Source organism: Micromonospora sp. NPDC092111 (assembly GCF_044755745.1).
Lineage (GTDB): Bacteria > Actinomycetota > Actinomycetes > Mycobacteriales > Micromonosporaceae > Micromonospora.
Genome location: NZ_JBIVRQ010000010.1, coordinates 132676 through 153806, shown reverse-complemented (window position 1 = coordinate 153806; position 21131 = coordinate 132676). Strand labels below are relative to the sequence as shown.

Genomic DNA, 21131 nt, shown 5'->3' with positions numbered 1-21131 from the left:
AGCCGCGCTCGGCCCGGCGGCGCGGTCGGCCCGCCGTTAGGGTGGGGACGTGGCGGACGGACCAGTCGTGGTGGTGCGCGGTGAGGCATACCGGGAGGTGGCTCCCGAGCTGGCCCGGTTCGAGGTGACCGCGACGGCCCGGGAACGGGAGCGCGAGGCCACCGTCACCCGGCTCGCCGAGCGGGCCGCCGCCGTCCGGGTGCTGCTCGACGAGCACGAGCCGGCGGTGGACCGCCGGGAGACCGGGGAGCTGCGGGTCCGGCCCGAGACCAACCGGTCCGGCGATCGGGTGGTCGCGTACCTGGGCAGCGTCTCCACCACGGTCGTCGTCACCGACTTCAGCACCCTCGCCGACCTGATGCTGCGCCTGGCCGAGCTGGACCAGGTGGAGGTGGCCGGCCCCTGGTGGTCGCTGCGCCCGGACAGCCCGGCCCACCGGGAGGCCCGGCACGCGGCGATCGCCGACGCGCTGCGCCGGGCCCGGGAGTACGCCGAGGCGCTCGGTGCCCGGGTGACCGCCCTGCTGGAGTTGGCCGACGCCGACGAGGGGTTCGGGGGCGCGCGGTCCGGGGCGATGTTCGCCCGCCGGGCCGAGTCGGGCGGCCCGCCCGAGCTGGAGCTGGACCCCCGGCCGCAGACCGCGTACGCGGTGGTCCGGGCCCGGTTCACCATCAGCGAGCCGGTCCTGAGCTGATGCCGGAGGCGCGCCCGCTGTCCGTCGGCGAACTGGTGGCCCGGGCCCGGGCCCTGGCCGAGGCCGGCCCCCGGCAGTTGCTCGGCATCGCCGGGGCACCCGGGGCGGGCAAGTCCACCCTGGCCGAGCGGATCGTCGCGGCGGTCGGCCCGACCGCCCGGTTGGTGCCGATGGACGGCTTCCACCTGGCCCAGGCGGAGCTGGAGCGGCTGGGCCGGGCCAACCGTAAGGGCGCGGTGGACACCTTCGACGCCAACGGGTACGTCTCGCTGCTGCGCCGGCTGCGCCGGTTGGAGCCGACCGCGGTGTACGCGCCGCTGTTCCGCCGGGACCTGGAGGAGCCGGTGGCCGGGGCGGTGGAGGTGCCGCCCTCGGTCCGGCTGGTGGTGACCGAGGGCAACTACCTGCTGCTCACCGAACCGCCCTGGGACGAGGTACGGCAACTGCTGCACGAGGCGTGGTTCGTCGACCTGGACGCGGAGCTGCGGCTCCGCCGGCTGGTGGAGCGGCACATGGCGTACGGGCGGTCCCCGGACGCGGCGGCGGCCTGGGCGTACGGCAGCGACGAGGCGAACACCGCCGTCGTGGCGGGCACCGCCGACCACGCCGACCTGGTGGTCCGGCTAGCCGACCCGGGGTGACGGGACGACCCGGCGCAGCAGCCGGGCCACCAGGGCCCGTTCCCGGAGGAACTCCAGCGCCTCCGGATAGCCGCTGTGGTTGCGGATCGGCGGGTCGGCGACCTCGCCACCGCTGGGGTGCAGCGCCTCCGGGTCGACCACCGGCACGTCCCGCTCCCCGGCGCTGACCCGCCAGCCGAGCGGGTCGGTGGCGCGCCAGAAGTTGGTCCACGCCACGTTCCCGGCGGGCCAGGTCAGGGTGCTGGCGAGCACCCGGAGGCGGTCCGGTCCGAAGTAGGCGGGGAAGACCCGGCCGTAGAGCCGGGTGAGCTGGCAGCCGTACGAGAAGAACCAGATCCGCCGTCGCCACCGGGCGGGTAGCTGGAGCAGCATCGCCGCGCAGATCACGGTGCCCTGGCTGTGCCCGGAGAGGATCACCCCGTCCATCCGGCGCGGGTCGTGCCCGGTCAGCGCCAGCATGCCGGCGACCCGGGTCTGTAGTTCGGGGACCGCCCGCTCCGCGTAGCTGGGCGGGGCGAGCGGGTGCGCGGCGCGGGGCCAGAAGGTGCCGACGTCCCAGACCACCCCGACGGTGCGGCGGACGGTGTCGTTGCGGTAGACCATCAGCCCGATGCCGGCGACCACCACGGGCAGCCAGCCCAGCATCGTGTCGCCGAGGTCCGCGGCGGTGTGCACCAGGCCCGGCCAGCCGGACGCGGCCTTCGGCGCGGGCCGGGCCCAGCAGAGCGCCGCCGCGCAGGCGAGGGACACCAGCACCGCCGCGACGGTGGCGTAGTTGCCGATGAGTCGTACCGCGTGCTCGCCGACCAGTCGGTGCAGCGCGCGGAAGGTGCTCACCTCCCGGCAGCGGCGCAGGTCGTGCGCGGACATGGCGTGCCCGTCGGTGGTGAGCAGGGCGTACTCGCGGCGGCGCAGCCGGTGGAAGAGCACCCCGGCGCGGACCAGGGTGACGACCAGGGCGGCCACCGCGACGGTGCAGGCCAGCCCGGCCCAGATCACCGGCAACGGTGGGACGATCACCGAGTACCCGCTGGGTGAGGCGCCGCTGTCGAGCCGGTCGGTGACCCAGTAGAGCAGGCCGGCGCAGTAGGCGGTGGCCATCACCCAGCCGGAGCCGGCGATCAGCGCGGCGCCCCGGCCGCCCCAGGCCACGTCGGTGAACGCGCCGAGCGGTTGCTGTTCCGCGTCCGGCGGGGTGCGGGGCAGCAGCAGTCCGGTGGCGGCGATCGCGAGGGCCGGGACGGCGAGCATCCAGATCCGCAGCCCGTCGGGGGCGGCCGGCACGCCGGGCAGCCGGCCGTCGAGCCAGGCCACCGAGAGCGGCAGCAGCACGCTGCCGGCGACCGGGCCGAGCAGGGCCCGCCGTCCGGACCGGGCGACCGCGCCGATGCCGATCAGCAGCAGCACCTGGTACGTGGCCAGCCAGGAGATCGTGCTGTCGTACCCGGGTAGGGACCGGTCGGTGAGGCAGCCGGCGATGCCCGGGTCCCGGGTGCAGCCGCCGGGTGGGCGGAGCTGGTCCAGGGGCCGGCCGGCGGGACCGTCCGGGAGCAGCAGGAGCAGGAAGGCGCCGGCCAGCCCGACGCCGGTGAGCACTCCGACGGCGGCGCTCCACCGGCCGAGCGGGGTGGCCCCGGCCCGGCGGGTCAGCCAGGGGCGACCGACCGCCACCACCGCGATCGCCACCACCGTGACCAGGACGGCGACGGTCGGCCAGGCGACCAGGGCCCGGACGCCCCGGGGCGGGTCCATGGCGAGCACCGCGCCGACGGGCACCGCCGCGGCGAGCACCGCGCCGGTGCACAGGTGCAGCACGGCGGCCCGGCGTAGTTGGCCCTCCCCGCACCAGAAGGTGGGATCCTGGAGCGGGTTGTCCAGGGCCGGTGGTTCCTCGGTGGAGCGTTCCGGGTCGGTGTCGCCGTCGGGGTTCGGCGGGCGGGGGCGGGGCTCGGCGGGCATCTGCGCCTCGTACTGGTAGGTGCGCCAGGCGACCACGCCGAGCACCAGGAGCATGGCCAGCGGCAGCAGCAGGCCGATCGCGAGCGCGTGGGCGTCCTCGCGCCACCAGCCGTGGTCGAGGAACTCCCACGGGCCGGGCAGGTGGCGCAGGCAGTCCCGGTCGACGCACTGCCAGGCGATCAGGTCGACGCCGATCCCGGTGGTGGTGATGACCAGCGTGCCGGTGAGGCTGAGGCAGAAGAGCCGGATCAGCCAGGCGGCGATGCCGGAGCGGCTGCCCCAGCGTTCGGTGTCCGGGTCCGGTGGGATGCCGGGTCGGGCGTACAGGGCGACGTTGGCCAGGGTGAACGGGAGCAGCAGCGTCCACAGGGCGCGTTCGATGTCCCGCGCGGTCCGGGCCCCGGACGTCAACTGCCCCCAGCTGTACGCCTCGACGGTGATCGGGTCGTCCGCGCCGGCCGTGCTGGAGCGGTAGAAGCCGGTGACGTCGCCGCCCGCGACCAGCCAGGGCTGCGGGTCCTCGCCGTTCGGTTCGCTGCCCAGGCCGAGGAGTTGGTGGGGCGGGGTGTTGGACACCCCGTGCACCCGCAGTTCGAGCACTCGTTCGACCATCCCGTGCCCCCTGGTGACGTATCCACTACCCAGAGTGCACGCAAGTTGGCGATTCGCCCAGCGGTCGAACGAATGTTTTAGCAGTTCAGGCGGCTAGTCGAGGGTGCGGGCCCCGGTGTCGGGTTGCCCACGGCGACCACTTTGGGTGGCGGGTCCCGTCTCTGCAATGTGGCCGGACGGTCATCTTCGGGACTTCATTTTGCATACCCGGTATGTAATTCTGGGTCGTCGATGTGACTCGACATGAAGACGCCACAGAAGGAGGATCCGTTGCACGTACCACGAAGAATTGCGGCCGGCGGGCTGGTGCTCGCCCTGACGCTGGGCCTGCCGGCGACCGGCGCGGGCGCCGCACCCGCCGCCCAGAGCGCCCCGAAGACTCCCCGCGCCGCCGCCCCGGCGGCGGGCTCGACCACGGTCACCCTGGTGACCGGCGACCGGGTCACCGTCACCAGATCCGGCTCCGCCGCCGTCCGCCCCGGCCCCGGCCGCGCCGACCAGCAGTTCCTGGTACGCCGCGAGCGCGGTCACCTCTCGGTGGTGCCCCGCGACGCGGTCCCGCTGCTCCGGTCCGGTCAGGTCGACCGGCGGCTGTTCGACGTCACCGCCCTGATCGACGCCCGCTACGACGACGCCCACCGCGACGACCTGCCGCTGCTGGTGTCGTACCGCTCGGGGCAGGCCCGGCGGGGCCTGGCCGCGCTGCCCGGCACCCGGGTGGCCCGCGACCTGCCGGCGATCAACGGCGCGGCCCTGACCGCCGGCAAGTCCACGGCCGGCTCGGTCTGGTCGACGTTGACCAGCGGCCCCGCCGGGGCCCGGCTCGGCGCGGCGGGGGGCGTCGAGCGGATCTGGTTGGACGGCCGCCGCGCGGTCACCCTCGACCACAGCGTGCCCCAGATCGGCGCGCCCACCGCCTGGTCGGCCGGCTTCACCGGCAAGGGGGTGACCGTCGCGGTGCTGGACACCGGGATCGACGCCACCCACCCGGACCTGGCCGGCAAGGTGGCCGAGGCGCGCAACTTCAGCGACATGCCGGACCAGCGGGACACCGTCGGGCACGGCACCCACGTCGCCTCCACCATCGCCGGCAGCGGCGCCGCCTCCGGTGGGCGCTACAAGGGCGTCGCGCCGGACGCGAAGCTGCTCGACGGCAAGGTCTGCGAGGAGTTCGGCTGCGCCGAATCGGCCATCCTGGCCGGCATGCAGTGGGCCACGGTCGACAAGCGGGCCGCCGTGGTCAACATGAGCCTCAGCGGCTGGGACACCCCGGAGGTCGACCCGCTGGAGGAGGCGGTCCAGACGTTGACCGCCGAGACCGGCGCCCTGTTCGTCATCGCCGCCGGCAACGACGGCATGGACGGCACGGTCGGCTCACCGGCCACCGCCGACGTCGCGCTCGCCGTCGGCGCGGTCGACCGCGACGACGAGCTGGCCGAGTTCTCCAGCCGGGGCCCCCGGGTGGGCGACGACGCGCTCAAGCCCGACATCACCGCCCCCGGCGTCGACATCGTGGCCGCCCGGTCCGCCGACGGCCAGATCGGCGACCCGGTGGAGGAGCGGTACGTCACGCTCTCCGGCACCTCGATGGCCACCCCGCACGTGGCCGGGTCGGTGGCGCTGCTCGCCCAGCAGCACCCCGGCTGGAAGGCCGGGCAGTTGAAGGCGACCCTGATGGCCGCGGCAAAGCCGCATCCGGCGCAGACCGCCTACCAGCAGGGCGCCGGCCGGGTGGACCTGACCCGGGCGATCACCGAGCAGGTCAGCACCGACCCGGCCAGCGTCTCCTTCGGCCGTACCCTCTGGCCGCACGGTGACGACGCCCCGGTCACCCGGACGGTCTCCTGGCACAACGCCGGAGCCACCCCGGTCACCCTCGACCTGACCGTCGAGGCGAAGGGGCCGGGCGGGACGGCCGCGCCGGCCGGCATGTTCACCCTCGGCGTCAACCGGGTCACCGTCCCGGCGGGCGGCCGGGCCGAGACCACCGTCACCGCGAACACCCGGCTCGGCGACGTCGACGGCTACTGGACCGGCCGGGTCGTCGCCCGGTCCGGCGCCACCGTCGCGGTGACCCCGCTGGCCGTGCACCGGGAGGTGGAGGGCTACACCGTCACGCTGACCCACCTGGGCCGCGACGGCGCTCCCGGCGGTGACTACTCGACCACCCTGATCAGCCTCGCCGGCGCCGGCACCTGGGAGGTCTTCGACCCGGACGGCGTGGTCCAGGCCCGGGTGCCCAAGGGCCGGTACGGCCTGAGCAGCGTCTTCTTCGAGGAGACCCCGGACGGCGGACCGGGTGGGCTGGCCCAGCTCGCCCAGCCGGAACTGGTGGTCGACCGGGACGTGGCGCTCACCGTCGACCTGCGCCGGACCGCGCCGGTGCGGATGACGGTCCCGCAGGCCGACGCGAAGCTCTTCCTGGCCGACGTCGGCGTCACCTTCCTCACCGACGACGGCGGCAGCCACGGCTTCGGACTGATCTCCTTCGACACCTTCGACGGCCTGTCCACCGGACAGCTCGGCACCCCGGTGTCGGCGGAGAAGTTCGTCGCCACCTTCACCAGCCAGTGGGCCGAGCCCGGCCCGCGGCCCAGCCCCTACCTGTACGCGCTGGGCGAGGCGGTCCCGGGTCGGTTGCCCAGCGGCTTCGTCCGCGACTACCGCCCCGCCGACCTGGCCACCGTCGTGCACACCTTCCACAACCCCTATCCGGGCATGGAGGCCGAGCGGATGGTCTTCCCGGATCTCGGCTACAACATCGGGGGCTGGGCGGCCGTGCTCAACACCGACCTGCCCGGCCAGCGGGTCGAGCACTACAACACCAAGGGCGCCCGCTGGGAGTCGGCGCTGGAGTTCGGGGTGCGCGACCCCGAAGGCTGGTTGGAGATCGAGGCGGTGCTGGAGAACCCGCCCACCGCCTACCGGGCGGGCCGGAAGGTCACCGAGACCTGGGGTGGCGCGCCGCTCGGGCCGTCCTTCCCCGCCCCGCGCTGGCCGGAGCAGAGCGTCAGCCGGATCGGGGACGACATCCTGGTGAGCGTGCCGCTGCACAGCGACGCCGCCGGGCACCCCGGCGGGTCTCTCAACGACAGCGGTCGCACCGCCCTGTGGCGCAACGGCAAGCTGGTGGAGGAGACCGGCGCCCCGGGCTACGGGCAGTTCACCGTGCCGGCGGCGGCGGCCGACTACCGGCTGACCGTCGCGGCGACCCGCAGCCTCACCGACCTGAGCACCGAGGTGGAGGCGAGCTGGACCTTCCGGTCGGGGCACGCGGCGGGCGACCAGCCGGTCCGGCTGCCGCTCTCGGAGATCCGCTTCACCCCGAGGCTGGCCGCCGACAACAGCGCCGGAGCCGGGCGGGTCTTCGCCATCCCGGTCCAGGTGCGCCGGCAGCCCGGCGCCGGCACCGCCAAGGTGGCGAAGCTGAGCGTCGACGTCTCGTACGACGGTGGCCGGACCTGGCGGCGGGCGACCGTGGTGAAGGTGCCCGGCCAGGGCCTGGTGGCGCTGGTCAAGCACCCGGCCGGCACCGGGTACGCGTCCCTGCGGGCCACCGCCCGGGACACCGACGGCAACACCGCGAGCACCCGGATCATCCAGGCGTACCGCCTGAGGTGAGGTGACGTCCGGGCCCGGGGCGGGGACGCCACGGGCCCGGACGCCCGCTCAGTCGTTCGCGTGCAGGGCGGCGTTCAGCGCGATGCCCCGGCCGGTGCGCGGCTTCGCCTCCAGCGCCCCGGTGACCGAGTTGCGCCAGAACAGCAGGCCGTCGACGCCGGACAGCTCGCGGGCCTTGACCACCCGGCCGTCCGGCAGGGCGATCTTCGAGGCGGCGGTGATGTAGCAGCCCGCCTCCACGACGCAGTCGTCGCCGAGCGAGATGCCGACGCCGGCGTTCGCGCCGATCAGGCTCCGCTCGCCGATGCTGACCTTCTCGGTGCCGCCGCCGGAGAGGGTGCCCATGATCGACGCGCCGCCGCCGATGTCCGAGCCGTCGCCGACCAGCACCCCCTGCACGATCCGCCCCTCCACCATCGAGGTGCCGAGCGTGCCGGCGTTGAAGTTGACGAAACCCTCGTGCATCACGGTGGTGCCGGGAGCCAGGTGCGCGCCGAGCCGGACCCGGTCCGCGTCGGCGATCCGCACCCCGGCCGGGACCACGTAGTCGGTCATCCGGGGGAACTTGTCCACCCCGTACACGGCCAGGTGGCGGCCGGCGGCCCGCTCGATGACCCGCAGCTCGTCCACCCGCTCCGGCGGGCACGGCCCGGCCGAGGTCCAGGCCACGTTCGCCAGCTTGCCGAAGATGCCGTCGAGGTTCAGCTCGTTGGGCCGCACCAGGCGGTGGGAGAGCAGGTGCAACCGCAGGTACGCGTCGGCGGCGTCCTTGATCGGCTCGTCCAGCGCGCCGATCACGGTCACCACCTGCACCGTACGCAGACCCGGCAGGGCCTGCTCGCCGACCGCGCCGGGCGGCAGGTCGAGCACGTCGGCCTGGTCCTCCCCGGCGACCAGTGGCAGCTCCCCGAGTCCCAGCTTGCCGGTCGGGTACCAGGTGTCGAGCACCTGCTCGTCACCGGCGACGGTGGCCAGGCCGATACCCCAGGCGGATTGGGACGTCACTGTTCTACCTCTCGTTCGCGGCTGCGGAACCGGCGGGCTCACCCCGCATGCCCACCGTTCAGGACGGTACCGTGCGAACCATGGAGAACCCGCTGACCCCCGAGGTCCTGGCCGATCCGGTGGCGCTGACCCGCGCCCTGGTCGACATAGAGTCCGTCTCCCTCGACGAGAAGGCTATCGCCGACTGCGTCGAGGAGGTGCTGCGCCGGGTGCCGCACCTGACCACCTTCCGGTACGGCAACACGGTGATGGCGCGGACCGACCTCGGCAGGGCGCAACGGGTGGTGCTCGCGGGACACCTGGACACGGTGCCGCTGAACGACAACTTCCCGTCGACCATGCGCGGCGACCTGATGTACGGCTGCGGCACCTCCGACATGAAGTCCGGGGTGGCCTTCGCGCTGCACCTGGCGGTGACCCTGCCCGACCCCCGGTACGACGTGACGTACCTCTTCTACGAGGCCGAGGAGATCGAGTCGGAGTACAACGGGCTCACCCTGGTCGCCCAGGCGCACCCGGAATGGCTCCAGGCCGACTTCGCGGTGCTGCTGGAGCCGACGTACGGCATCGTCGAGGCCGGCTGTCAGGGCACCATGCGGGCGATCGTCACCACCCACGGTGAGCGCGCCCACGCCGCCCGGTCCTGGCACGGGGTGAACGCCATCCACCGCGCGGGCGAGCTGCTGCGCCGGCTGACGACGTACGAGGCGCGCCGGGTCACCATCGACGGCTGCGACTACCGCGAGGGCCTGAACGCGGTACGGATCAACGGTGGGGTGGCCGGCAACGTCGTCCCCGACCGCTGCGAAATCGAGGTCAACTACCGCTTTGCCCCGGACCGCGACCCGGCGGCGGCCGAGGCGCACCTGCGGGAGGTCTTCGCCGGGTTCGACCTGGCGATCACCGACGCGGCGGCCGGCGCGGCACCCGGGCTCGACGCGCCGGCGGCGCAGGAGTTCCTGGCGGCGGTGGGCGCGACCCCGATCGGCAAGCTGGGCTGGACGGACGTGGCCCGGTTCGCCGCGATGGGCATCCCGGCGCTGAACTTCGGCCCGGGCGACCCCAACCTGGCCCACCACAAGGACGAGCACGTGGAGCTGACCAAGATCCGCGACGGCGCCGCCACCCTCCACCGCTGGCTAACCCCCGCCTAACCCCCCGCCCCCCGCCCCCCCGTCCCCACCCGCCGTGCCCGCCCCGGTGATCAAGAGGTTTGCGTCATCGGAGGCGCTTGTCAGTGCTTATTTCTCTTGATCAACAAGCCGGACGGATGGGGTGGGGGCCTGGGGCGGTGTACCAAGCCGGCTTGCATTGCCGCCCATCAGAGGGGGCTGGGGCCTGGGCGGTGTACCAAGTCCGGGGTGCGTCGTCACCACCTGAGGGATCCCCGGCCAGGTCGGGGCCGGGCGTGGGGTGGGTCGGGGGTGGTGTGAGGTCCAGGGGAGTGGGGTGGCCGGGGCCCTCTGGTTCGGTGACGGTTCGGCGGGGCTCGGGCAGTCAGGCGGAGCCAGGTGGAGCCAGACGGCACCAGACGGCACCAGACGGCACCAGACGGCACCAGACGGCACCAGGTGGAGCCAGACGCCGCCAGGTGGCACCAGACGGCGCCAGGTGGAGCCAGACGCCGCCAGGCGGCGCCAGGCGGTGGTCAGACGGTGGTGAGTCGGGGACTGTCGGTGGGCTCTGCGGGCTCGGCGGCGGGCTCCGCCGGGGCCTCCAACTGTCGGGCGCGGCGGCGCTCGGCCACCACGTCACTGATGCGCCGCTGCATCTGCCGGCGGATCCGCATCCGTTCGTTGTTGCTGATCACGCTTGCTCCTCCCCCGAAGGCGCGCGCCCGGGCCATACCCGGTATGTGAATAGTAAGACGTACGGGCGACAGAATTAGTTGCCCAAGATCGCGAACTATTTCTCCGGCTCGCCGGCTGCCGCACCCGTGGCGTGCGCCTCCACTACGGTGGCTCCCATGAGCCAGAGCAACGGGCGGCAGCGGGGCCGCGATCCGGAGCGGCACCGGGGGGCCGTCACGCTGCGCCGGGGCGCGATCCCGAACAGCACCGCCGACCAGCGACTGCTGGACTCCCGGGGGCGCGGCGACTGGAAGACCAGGGACGCCTGGCGGGCGCTGCGGATCCTCTCCGAGTTCGTCGAGGGCTTCGACACTCTGGCTGACCTGCCGCCGGCGGTCAGCGTCTTCGGCTCCGCCCGCAGCACCCCGGAGAGCCCGGAGTGCCGGCTGGCCGAGGACCTGGGCGCCGCCCTGGCCCGGGCCGGCTACGCCGTCATCACCGGCGGTGGCCCCGGGGTGATGGAGGCGGCCAACCGGGGCGCCAGTGAGGCGGGCGGCCTCTCCGTCGGGTTGGGCATCGAGCTTCCCTTCGAGCAGGGCCTCAACGACTGGGTCGACCTGGCCATCGACTTCCGCTACTTCTTCGCCCGGAAGACCATGTTCGTCAAGTACGCCCAGGCGTTCGTGGTGCTACCCGGTGGTTTCGGCACCATGGACGAGCTGTTCGAGGCGCTCACCCTGGTGCAGACCGGCAAGGTGACCCGTTTCCCGGTGGTGCTGATGGGCACCGCCTACTGGCGGGGGCTGCTCGACTGGCTGCGGGACAGCATGGCCGCCGAAGGCAAGATCGGCCCGGTGGACCTGGAGCTGATCTGCCTCACCGACGACGTCAATGCGGCGGTGCGGCACATCGTCGAGGCCGAGGCGGCGCTCTCCGCCGAGCACGAGGCGGTCCGCGAGGAGGCGGTCGCCCGGGTCGCCGCCGACCAGCAGGCCGCCCGCCAGGCAGCCGACGCCGCCGGGCCCTCCGGTCGGCCGGCCGACGACGCCTTCGGGTCCCCCGGCGGGACGGGTCGCGGCGACGCCGACGGTCGGGAGGGCTGAGTCGGTGGCGGCGATCTGCGTCTTCTGCGCTTCCTCCCGTACCCTCGACCAGCGCTGGCTGGACCTGGCGGCCGAGACCGGCGCGGAGTTGGCCCGGCGCGGGCACACGCTGGTCAGCGGTGGCGGCTGCGTGGGCATGATGGGTGCCGTGGCCGCCGGGGCCCGGGCCGCCGGCGGGCGTACCGTCGGGGTGATCCCGCAGGCCCTGGTCGACCTGGAGGTCGCCGACCTGGCCTCGGACGAGCTGCTGGTCACCGACACCATGGCCAGCCGCAAGACCCTCATGATCGAAAAGTCGGACGCCTTCCTCACCCTGCCCGGTGGGCTGGGCACCCTGGACGAGCTGTTCGAGGTCTGGACCACCGCCACGCTGGCGATGCACGCCAAGCCGATGGTGCTGATCGACACCGACGGCTTCTACCGCCCGCTGCTGGACTGGCTGGACTCCCTCGCCGACCAGCGCTTCCTCAAGCCCGCCGGCCTGCGCCTACTGACCGTCGCCCCCACCGTCCGCGACGCCCTCGACGCCCTCGAATCCCGCCTCACCTGACATCCATCCCGGTTCCCCCAGTCCCACCCAGTCCACCCCGGTCCATCCCGCCCCGGTTCCGCGCCGGGGTCGTCGGGTCGGCGGTGCCGGACGGGATCCGGTGCGCCGTCGGCTTCCTGCCCACCAGCGGCTCCGGGTCGGGCAGAGCGGGCGGGGTGGTGGGTGGGTGGTGTCGTACCGGCGTGGTGGGATGTGGGGGTGCAGGGGTACCGGCTGGTGCGCCGGCCTGCCGGACCGGGCCCGGATGACGGGCGGTCCGCCGCGAGCGTTCGGGGGGACGGTCGGCGCGGCGGGTCGACCGAGGGGCCGGGCCGGGGCGGGCCGGGTGTCGAGGGGGAGCCGCGGCCCGGGGGGTCGGCGGGCGATGCCGCGTACCCCGACGGCCGGCGGAGCGACCCGCGCCAGGCCGAGATCGTGGCGCACACCGACGGGCCGATGCTGGTGGTCGGCGGGCCGGGCACCGGCAAGACCCGCACCCTGGTCGAGGCGGTCGCCGCCCGGGTCGCCGAGGGCGTCGACCCGGAGCGGGTACTGGTGCTCACCTTCGGCCGCCGGCAGGCCACCGAGCTGCGCCAGCGGATCGAGGCGCGGATCGCCGCCGACGGCCACCGGGTGCTGCGCGAGCCGCTGGTACGCACCTTCCCGGCGTTCGCCTTCGGGCTGCTCCGGCGGGCCGCCGCCGAGCGTGGCGAGCCGTCCCCCCGGCTGCTCACCGGCCCCGAGCAGGATCTGATCATCCGGGAGCTGCTGGACGTCGTCGGCGAGGAACCCGAGGACGACCCGGTCGGCTGGCCGGACGACCTGCGTCCGGCGCTGCGTACCCGGGCCTTCGCCGCCCAGCTCCGCGACCTGCTCATGCGCGCCGCCGAACGCGGCGTCGGCCCGGCCGAGCTGGCCCGGCTGGGGGAACGGCTGGGCCGCGCCGACTGGCCGGCCGCCGCCCGGTTCCTCCGGGAGTACGTCGCCGTCCTCGCGCTGCGCGACGTCGGCAACCGGGGCTCCGTCGCGTACGACCCGGCCGAGCTGGTCCGCGCCGCCACCGGGATGCTCCTCGACGACCCGGAGCTGCTGGAGGGCGAACGGCGTCGGCTGGCCCACGTCTACGTCGACGAACTGGCCGACACCGACCCGGCCCAGCAGGACCTGCTCGCCGTCCTGGCCGGGGGCGGCAAGTCGCTGGTCGCCTTCGCCGACCCGGACTCCTCCACGTACGCCTTCCGGGGCGCCGATCCGGCCGTGGTGGCCGCCTTCCCGCACCGGTTCCGGACGGCCTCCGGCGCACCGGCAGCGCAGGTCACCCTCACCGACTCGTACCGGGCCGGCGCGGAGCTGCTCGGGGCCACCGGCCGGCTGGCCCGGAGGCTGCGTGGCCCGGCCGCGCACCGGCGGCTGCGACCGCTGCCCGACGCGCCCCCCGGCACGGTCGAGGTGCGCACCTTCCGATCCGCCACCAGCGAGGCGGCCTGGCTCGCCCACGCGCTGCGCTCCGCCCACCTGCTCGACGGGGTGCCCTGGTCGGCGATGGCGGTGCTGGTCCGCTCGACCCACCTGCACCTGCCCGCACTGCGGCGGGCGCTGCACACCGCCGGGGTGCCGACCGTGGTGCACGGCGAGGACCTGCCGCTGCACCTGCAACCGGCGGTGGCCCCGCTGCTGCTCCTGCTGCGCTGCGCGCTGGAGCCGGCCAGCCTGGACGAGGAGGCGGCGGTCGCCCTGCTGCACTCGCCGCTGGGCGGGGCCGACCCGCTCGCCGAGCGGCGGCTGCGCCAGGGGCTGCGTGCGCTCGCGCTGGCCCGTGCCGACCGGCGGCCGTCCGGCGAGTTGATCGTCGAGGTGCTGGGCGACCCGGCGGAGCTGGCCGGGATCGAACGGCGCTGGGTCGAGCCGGCCTGCGCGGTGGCGGAGCTGCTGGCCACCGCGCGGGCCGCCGCGGCCACCCCCGGGGCGACCGCCGAGGACGTCCTCTGGGCGGTGTGGAGCGGCAGCGGGCTCGCCGAACGCTGGGCCGGGGCGATCAACCGGGGCCGGGCTGCCACCGGCGAGCACGAGACCGCCCAGCGCTGGCGGGCCGAGGCAGCCGACCGGGATCTCGACGCGGTGATGGTGCTCTTCGACGCGGCGGCCCGCTTCGTCGACCGGCTGCCCGGCGCCCGGACCGAGGTCTTCCTCGACCATGTTCTCGGCCAGGACCTGCCGGCCGACACCCTGGCGGCCAGCGCCGACCGGGGCGCGGCGGTCCGACTGCTCACCGCGCACGCCGCGAAGGGCCTGGAGTGGGACCTGGTCGCGGTGGCCGGCGTGCAGGAGGGCGTCTGGCCGGACCTGCGGCTGCGGGGCAGCCTGCTCGGTTCCGAACGGCTGGTCGACGTGCTGGCCGGCCGGGCCGACGGCGCCGGCACCCGGGCCAGCCTGGTCGGGCAGACCTCCGCCCTGCTCGACGAGGAGCGGCGGCTGTTCCACGTCGCGGTGACCCGGGCCCGACGCCGGCTGCTGGTCACCGCGGTCGCCTCGGCGGCAGTCGGCGGCGACGACCACGAGGAGCAGCCCAGCCGCTTCCTGCACGAGCTGGGCGCCACCGGCCCGGCGGGAGACGCCCGCACCCCGGGACCACCCGCCGCCGACCCCACCCCGCCGGAGGTGGCTGGGGCGGGTGGGGAGGACGAGGCCGGCGGGGAGGGCCGGGAGTTGCCGGTGGGGCGGGTGCCTCGGGCGCTCACCCTGTCCGCGCTGGTGGCGGAGCTGCGTACCGCCGTCACCGACCCGGCGACGTCGGTGGCCCGGCGGCGCGCGGCGGCGGCCGAGCTGGCCCGGCTGGCCGCCGCCGGCATCCCCGGCGCGCACCCGGACGACTGGTGGGGGCTGCGCGGCCTCTCCGACGACCGGCCGCTGGTCGACGAGGGCGAACCGGTCCGGGTCACCCCGTCGGCGATGGAGAGCGCGCTGCGGTGCAGCCTGCGTTGGCTGCTCGAACGGCACGGCGGCAGCGGCCCGCCCAGCGCCGCGCAGGGCGTCGGCAACCTGGTGCACGCCGCCGCCATGCTCGCCGAGGACGCCAGCGCCGACCGGACCGCGCTGCTGGAGTACGTGGCCGCCCGGTTCGACGCGATCGAGTTGGCCGCCCGCTGGATGGTCGGCCCGGAACGGGACCGCGCCGAGGCCATGGTGGACAAGCTGCTGCGCTGGCTCGCCGGCAACCCGCGCCGGCTGCTCGCCATCGAACACGAGTTCGCGGTCCGCCTCGACGACCCGCGACGGCCGGTGGAGCTGACCGGCCGGGTGGACCGGCTGGAGGTCGACGCCGACGGCCGGCTGGTGGTGATCGACCTGAAGACCGGCAAGTCGACGGCGGTCACCGAGCGGGAGGTGGCCGAGCACCCGCAGCTCGGGGCGTACCAGGCGGCGGTCGAGGCGGGCGGGTTCGCCGAGTACGGCGACGAAACCGGGGGAGCGGCGCTGGTGCAGCTCGGCACCGGCGCGAAGGACGCCAAGGAGCAGACCCAGGCCGCCGCCGGGCAGGGCCCCGAAGCCGGCTGGGCCACCGCCCTGGTCCGGCGTACCGCCGATACGATGGCCGCTGCCACCTTCGCCGCCGTCGCCAACTCGAAGTGCCGGGTCTGCCCGGTACGCACGAGCTGCCCGGTCTCCGGGCAGGGCCGCCAGGTCGTCGAGCCGCCAGCCGTCCGGGGTCCGGTCGAGGGCGAGCAGCGGTGAGCGGGCCGGCCCCGCAGCCGTGGACCGGGCGGCACCGGGAGGGCGAGGAGTGAGCGGGCGAGCCCCACAGCCGCGAACGGGGATGGCGCGATGACCCAGCCGACGCTGTTCAACGCCGTCGCCCCGGTGCCGCGCGCCGCCGACGCCGGGCCGCGCTACACCCCGGTGGAACTGGCCCGGCTGCTCCGGCTGCCGGCCCCGACGGCGGAACAGGCCGCGATCATCTCGGCTCCCGTCACGCCGTTGCTGGTGGTGGCGGGCGCCGGCTCGGGCAAGACCGAGACGATGGCCGCCCGGGTGGTCTGGCTGGTCGCCAACTCGTACGTCCGACCCGAGCAGATCCTCGGCCTGACCTTCACCCGCAAGGCGGCCGGCGAGCTGGCGCACCGGGTGCGTACCCGGCTCGACCAGTTGGTCCGGCGGCTGGGGCGGCGGGCCCGCAACCCGCTGGACGATCCGCTCGCCGGGGAGCCGATGGTCTCCACCTACCACTCGTACGCCGGCCGGATCGTCACCGAGCACGGGCTGCGTGCCGGCTACGAACCGACCACCCGGCTGCTCACCGAGGCGTCCCGGTGGCAGCTCGTCGACCTGCTGGTACGCAACTACGACGGCGACATGTCCGAGGTCGACCGGATGCCCAGCACCATCACCGACGCGGTGCTGGCACTCGCCGGTGAGCTGGACGAGCACCTGGTCGACCCGGACGACCTGGCCGCCTGGACCGGCCGGTTCTTCGCCACCGTGCAGACCCGCCCCGGGCGGGTGTACGCCGACGTCCGGAAGGCGCTCCAGCTCCAGCAGACCCGGCTGAAGCTGCTGCCGCTGGTGCGGGCGTACGGCCGGCGCAAGGACGACTTCGAGGCGATGGACTTCGCCGACCAGCTCGCCCGGGCCGCCCGGGTGGCCCGGGACCATCCGGCGGTCGGCGCGGTCGAGCGGGACCGCTACCGGGTGGTGCTGCTCGACGAGTACCAGGACACCAGCCACGCCCAGGTGGTGCTGCTCAACGCGCTGTTCGGCGGCGGCCACCCGGTCACCGCGGTCGGCGACCCCTGCCAGTCGATCTACGGCTGGCGGGGGGCCAGCGCCGGCACGCTGGACCGGTTCCCCACCGACTTCGCCCGCGCCGACGGCACCCCCGCCGAGGTGCTGAGCCTCACCACGAGCTGGCGCAACCGGCCGGAGATCCTCGGCGTGGCCAACGCGCTGTCGGTGCCGCTGCGCGCCGCCGGGGCCCGGGTGCCCGAACTGCACGCCGCGCTGAGCGTCCGCGACCCGATCCCGCACCGCAGCCCGCGCGGCCGGGCCGCCGGCACCGTGCACTGCGCGCTGCTGCACACGTACGCCGACGAGGCGGACTGGATCGCCGACAGCGTGCTCGCCGCCTGGCGGGGGGCGGCCCGGATGCCCGGCGCGCTGCCCGAGCACATCCCGGTGCCGCACCGCCCGACCACCGCCGTGCTGGTCCGGCTGCGCAGCCAGATCCCGGCGATCGAGGCGGCGCTGCGCGCCCGGGGGCTGCCCGTCGAGGTGGTCGGCCTGGGCGGCCTGCTGGACACCCCCGAGGTGCGGGACGTGGTCTGCACCCTGCGGGTGCTGGCCGACCCGACCGACGGCGCGGCGCTGCTGCGCCTGCTCACCGGGGCCCGCTGGCGGATCGGCCCGCGCGACCTGGTGGCCCTGCACCGCCGGGCCCGGGCCATCGCGCGGGCCCGCCGGGAGCTGACCGGCGACGACGGGCCGGAGATCACCGTGGACGTCCTGGACGAGGCGACCCTGGTGGAGGCGCTGGCCGACCTGGGGCCGGCGCAGACGTACTCGGCCGAGGGGTACGCGCGGCTGCGGTCGTACGGGATGGAGTTGGCGCTGCTGCGCTACCGGCTGGACCAGACCCTGCCGGAGCTGATCGCGGACGTCGAACGCACCATCGGCCTGGATGTCGAGGTGGCCGTGCGGGCCGGCCGGGACGGCACCGGCGACGCCGGGCTGGCCCGGGGCCACCTGGACGCCCTCGGTGACGTCGCCGCCCGGTTCAGCGGCGAGACCCCGTCGGCGACCCTGGCCGGCTTCCTGGCGTTCCTGGCCGCCGCCGAGGACGAGGAGCGCGGGCTGTCCCCCGGCGAGGTGGAGGTGGTGGAGGGCGCGGTGCAGGTGCTCACCGCGCACGCCGCGAAGGGCCTGGAGTGGGACGTGGTCGCGGTCGCCGGACTGATCCGGGGTGGCTGGCCCGGCCAGGTGCGCAACTCCGACCACTGGCTGGGCGGGCTCGGCGTGCTGCCGTTCCCGCTGCGCGGTGACGCCGACGGGCTGCCCGTACTCGACCTGGCCGAGGTGGCCGACCAGCGCGGGGTGGCCCGGGCGGTGGCCGACTTCACCGACGCCTGGCGGGCCCACGACGAGCGCGAGGAGCGCCGGCTGGCGTACGTGGCGGTGACCCGGCCCCGGCGGCTGCTGCTCTGCTCCGGCTACTGGTGGGGCGAGGGGACCAAGCGGTTCCGGGGCCCGTCGGTGCTGCTCCGCGAGGTGCACGACGCCTGCCTCGACGGCGGGGACGGGCTGCTGGTCGACGAGTGGGCGCCGGAGCCGGCCGGCGACGCGGTCAACCCCACCACCGAGCTGGTGCTGCGGGCGGAGTGGCCGGCCGACCCGCTCGGCCCCCGCCGGCCGGCGCTGGCCGAGGCGGCGGCGCTGGTCCGCCGCTTCCTCACCGACCCCGACCCGGCCCGAGAGGCGGTGGCCGATCCGGCGGCCGGCGATCCGGAGGTGGCGCGCTGGCGGCGGGAGGCGGATCTGCTCCTCACCGAGCGGGCCGAGCTGCTGCGGCAGGCCGAGGCGGTGGAGGTGGGTCTGCCCGGGCACCTGTCGGTGACCCAGCTCGTGGCGCTGCGCCGCGATCCGGCGGCGCTGGCCCGTACGCTGCGCCGGCCGATGCCGGCCGCGCCCAACCCGTACGCCCGCCGTGGCACCGCCTTCCACGCCTGGCTGGAGCAGCGGTTCGGGGCCGATCGGCTGCTGGACGTGGACGAGTTGCCCGGCGCGGCCGACGCGGACGCCGCACCCGACGAGGCGCTGGCCGAACTCCAGGAGCGCTTCCTGGCCAGCGAGTGGGCCGACCGGGTGCCGGTGGAGGTGGAGGTGCCGTTCGCCACAGTTCTCGCCGGCGTGGTGGTCCGGGGGCGGATGGACGCCGTCTTCGCCCGCCCCGGCGGCCGGTACGACGTGGTCGACTGGAAGACCGGTCGGCAGCCGGCCGGCGGGGAGGCCGAGGTGGTCGCGGTGCAGTTGGCCGTCTACCGGCTGGCCTGGGCGGAGCTGGCCGGGGTGCCGGTCGACCGGGTGGGGGCCGCCTTCCACTACGTCCGGGAGGGGGCCACGGTCCGCCCGGCCGACCTGCTCGACGCCGAGGGGCTGACCGCGCTCATCACCGGCCTGCCGGAAACTCCGGCGGGGGGTGGCGCGTCGGCGTATCCGTGGTAGGTTGTTCCTGTTGCAGTTTTGGTTTCCAGAGACTCTGTGTGCGCCTGGCGGATTGTGGCCCCAGGCGCTCTTTGTTGTGTCCGGAGTTCTCCGGGCGGGGCGACCAGAAGCGACAGGCGATTCGCGCACCCCGCGCGGAGCGCTCCTCTTCGAGTCCGCAACAGGTGCGGGTTCGACGTTCCGTCAAGGAGACGAAACACATGGCTATTGGCACCGTCAAGTGGTTCAACGCTGACAAGGGCTTCGGCTTCATCACCCCGGACGGCGGCGGCGCCGACGTCTTCGCCCACTTCTCGGCGATCCAGTCCTCCGGCTACCGGAGCCTGGACGAGAACCAGCGGGTCGAGTTCGAGGTGACCCAGGGCCAGAAGGGCCCGCAGGCGGAGAACATCCGTCCGCTCTGATCTTCGGATCGTCCGGTAACACCCACCTGGTCCTCCGGACCAGGTGACGGACCGGTCCGCCGCGCCGCCCCCCGCCTCGGCGGGACGCGGCGTGCTGCGGCGGACCGGCCCGTACCCCATCGGTTCGTGCTTGTGAGTCCTGACGGAGTGCTCCGTCGGTGACCGCGCCGATTTCCCGGCGCCCTCCCTCGACACGTGCCGCGTCGAGGAAGGCATTCCGCATGACCATGACCGTTCCCACCTTCGCCGCGACCGGCCTGGCGCCGGAGCTGCTCACCGAGCTGTCGGCGCAGGGCATCACCGAGCCGTTCCCGATCCAGTCGGCCACCCTGCCGGACTCGCTGGCCGGCCGCGACGTGCTCGGCCGGGGCCGCACCGGTTCCGGCAAGACGCTCGCCTTCGGGCTGCCGCTGCTGCACCGCACCACCGGCCGCCGGGCCCGCCCGGGCCGGCCGCTCGCCCTGGTGCTGGTGCCCACCCGCGAGTTGGCGGCGCAGGTCACCGCCGCGCTCACCCCGTACGCCCGGGTGCTCGGGCTGCGCTGCGCCACCGTGGTCGGCGGCCTCTCCCTCCAGCGACAGGCGGACGCGCTGCGCGCCGGCGCCGAGGTGCTGGTGGCCACCCCCGGTCGGCTGCACGACCTGATCAACCGGGGCGACGCCCGACTCGACCAGGTCGCCATCACCGTGCTGGACGAGGCCGACCAGATGGCCGACATGGGCTTCCTGCCGCAGGTGACCAAGCTGCTGGAGCAGGTCGCCCCGAACGGCCAGCGGATGCTCTTCTCCGCCACCCTGGACGGCGGCGTGGACAAGCTGGTCCGCCGGTTCCTCAGCAACCCGGTCTCGCACTCGGTCGACCCGGGCACCGCGACGGTGACCGCGATGACCCACCACGTGCTGCACCTGGACGCGGCGGACAAGCCGGACGCGCTGGCCCGGATCGCCGCCCGCGAGGGGCGCACCATCCTGTTCATGGCGACCAAGCACCGGGCCGACCGGGTCGCCCGCCAACTCCTGGCCAAGGGGGTACGGGCCGCCGCGCTGCACGGGGGCAAGTCGCAGCCGCAGCGGACCCGGATCCTGGAGCAGTTCCGCAACGGCCAGGTGACCGCGCTGGTCGCCACCGACGTGGCCGCCCGGGGCATCCACGTCGACGGGCTGGACCTGGTGGTCAACGCCGACCCGCCGACCGAGGCGAAGGACTACCTGCACCGGGGCGGCCGGACCGCCCGGGCCGGGGAGTCCGGCACGGTGGTCACCCTGGTCCTGCCGGAGCAGCGCCGGGACGTCTCCCGGCTGATGAGCGCGGCCGGCATCCGGCCGCAGACCGTCCAGGTACGCCCCGAGGACGAGGCGCTGGCCCGGGTGACCGGTGCCCGTGCGCCGTCCGGGGTGCCGGTGACCATCGTCGTCCCGCCGCCCGCCCCGGCCGCCCGGCCGCGCGTCGCCGCCGCCGCCGGTGCCGGTGCCGAGGGTGGCCGGTCCCACCGGGCGTCGGGTCGGTCCCGCCGTCCGCGTCGTCCCCGTACCGTCTGAGGTTCGGCTGCTGCGGCGAGGGG

General features: G+C 75.1%; 12 protein-coding genes and 1 pseudogene. 10 read left to right on the top strand and 3 right to left on the bottom strand.

All coding sequences use genetic code 11. From position 1 onward, the window contains the following. The first annotated feature begins 49 nt into the window (after positions 1 to 49). Together ACIQG9_RS20225 and ACIQG9_RS20220 are read left to right on the top strand one after the other, a co-directional pair. On the top strand, positions 50 to 694 hold the full coding sequence (locus tag ACIQG9_RS20225) for an SIMPL domain-containing protein (protein WP_400404483.1): 645 nt from the start codon (positions 50 to 52) through the stop codon (positions 692 to 694). Next, on the top strand, positions 694 to 1335 hold the full coding sequence (locus ACIQG9_RS20220; RefSeq protein ID WP_400404481.1) for a nucleoside/nucleotide kinase family protein: 642 nt from the start codon (positions 694 to 696) through the stop codon (positions 1333 to 1335). Before ACIQG9_RS20225 ends, ACIQG9_RS20220 begins: the two co-directional genes overlap by 1 nt. Here ACIQG9_RS20220 and ACIQG9_RS20215 read toward each other — a convergent pair. Further along, positions 1318 to 3906, bottom strand: coding sequence for a hypothetical protein (locus ACIQG9_RS20215; RefSeq protein ID WP_400404479.1), 2589 nt, complete (start codon positions 3904 to 3906; stop codon positions 1318 to 1320). The two genes, ACIQG9_RS20220 and ACIQG9_RS20215, sit on opposite strands and share 18 nt — an antisense overlap. A 243-nt stretch (positions 3907 to 4149) precedes the next feature. On the opposite strand from ACIQG9_RS20215, the gene ACIQG9_RS20210 reads away from it, so the two are divergent. Further along, the gene (locus ACIQG9_RS20210) at positions 4150 to 7527 is read left to right on the top strand and encodes a S8 family serine peptidase (protein ID WP_400404477.1); all 3378 of its coding nucleotides are present in this window, start codon (positions 4150 to 4152) and stop codon (positions 7525 to 7527) included. A 48-nt stretch (positions 7528 to 7575) separates the two neighbouring features. Here ACIQG9_RS20210 and dapD read toward each other — a convergent pair whose 3' ends face one another. Continuing rightward, on the bottom strand, positions 7576 to 8532 hold the full coding sequence (dapD, locus tag ACIQG9_RS20205; RefSeq protein ID WP_400404475.1) for a 2,3,4,5-tetrahydropyridine-2,6-dicarboxylate N-succinyltransferase: 957 nt from the start codon (positions 8530 to 8532) through the stop codon (positions 7576 to 7578). Positions 8533 to 8612: 80 nt separating this feature from the next. On the opposite strand from dapD, the gene dapE reads away from it, so the two are divergent. After that, positions 8613 to 9686, top strand: a complete 1074-nt coding sequence (gene dapE / locus ACIQG9_RS20200) for a succinyl-diaminopimelate desuccinylase (protein WP_400404473.1) — start codon at positions 8613 to 8615, stop codon at positions 9684 to 9686. 494 nt (positions 9687 to 10180) lie between these two features. On the opposite strand, the gene ACIQG9_RS20195 is transcribed toward dapE, so the two are convergent. Continuing rightward, a complete protein-coding gene (locus tag ACIQG9_RS20195; protein ID WP_400404471.1) occupies positions 10181 to 10342 on the bottom strand; it encodes a hypothetical protein in 162 nt (53 codons plus the stop codon). A gap of 156 nt (positions 10343 to 10498) precedes the next feature. On the opposite strand from ACIQG9_RS20195, the pseudogene ACIQG9_RS20190 reads away from it, so the two are divergent. The 6 genes and pseudogenes from ACIQG9_RS20190 to ACIQG9_RS20165 form a co-directional block, all read left to right on the top strand. After that, a pseudogene (locus ACIQG9_RS20190) lies at positions 10499 to 11320 on the top strand (TIGR00730 family Rossman fold protein); the annotation flags it as partial. A 109-nt stretch (positions 11321 to 11429) separates the two neighbouring features. Then, the gene (locus tag ACIQG9_RS20185; RefSeq protein WP_400404469.1) at positions 11430 to 11975 is read left to right on the top strand and encodes a TIGR00730 family Rossman fold protein; all 546 of its coding nucleotides are present in this window, start codon (positions 11430 to 11432) and stop codon (positions 11973 to 11975) included. 198 nt (positions 11976 to 12173) lie between these two features. Further along, positions 12174 to 15686: an ATP-dependent helicase gene (locus ACIQG9_RS20180; RefSeq protein ID WP_400404642.1), complete on the top strand. Its 3513-nt coding sequence runs from the start codon at positions 12174 to 12176 to the stop codon at positions 15684 to 15686. Positions 15687 to 15776: 90 nt separating this feature from the next. Beyond that, entirely contained in the window at positions 15777 to 19166 is a 3390-nt protein-coding gene (locus ACIQG9_RS20175) for an ATP-dependent helicase (RefSeq protein WP_400404467.1), read from the top strand. A gap of 200 nt (positions 19167 to 19366) precedes the next feature. Further along, on the top strand, positions 19367 to 19570 hold the full coding sequence (locus ACIQG9_RS20170; RefSeq protein ID WP_007464836.1) for a cold-shock protein: 204 nt from the start codon (positions 19367 to 19369) through the stop codon (positions 19568 to 19570). Between the two features lie 221 nt (positions 19571 to 19791). Next, the gene (locus ACIQG9_RS20165; RefSeq protein WP_400404465.1) at positions 19792 to 21108 is read left to right on the top strand and encodes a DEAD/DEAH box helicase; all 1317 of its coding nucleotides are present in this window, start codon (positions 19792 to 19794) and stop codon (positions 21106 to 21108) included. Positions 21109 to 21131 lie beyond the last annotated feature (23 nt).

Bases quoted from the DNA above. Each gene is read 5' to 3' on its own strand.
- ACIQG9_RS20165 (WP_400404465.1), top strand. From the start codon at position 19,792: ATGACCATGACCGTTCCCACCTTCGCCGCGACCGGCCTGGCGCCGGAG.
- ACIQG9_RS20210 (WP_400404477.1), top strand. From the start codon at position 4,150: ATGAAGACGCCACAGAAGGAGGATCCGTTGCACGTACCACGAAGAATT.
- ACIQG9_RS20215 (WP_400404479.1), bottom strand. From the start codon at position 3,906: ATGGTCGAACGAGTGCTCGAACTGCGGGTGCACGGGGTGTCCAACACC.
- ACIQG9_RS20175 (WP_400404467.1), top strand. From the start codon at position 15,777: ATGACCCAGCCGACGCTGTTCAACGCCGTCGCCCCGGTGCCGCGCGCC.
- ACIQG9_RS20220 (WP_400404481.1), top strand. From the start codon at position 694: ATGCCGGAGGCGCGCCCGCTGTCCGTCGGCGAACTGGTGGCCCGGGCC.
- ACIQG9_RS20170 (WP_007464836.1), top strand. From the start codon at position 19,367: ATGGCTATTGGCACCGTCAAGTGGTTCAACGCTGACAAGGGCTTCGGC.
- dapE (WP_400404473.1), top strand. From the start codon at position 8,613: ATGGAGAACCCGCTGACCCCCGAGGTCCTGGCCGATCCGGTGGCGCTG.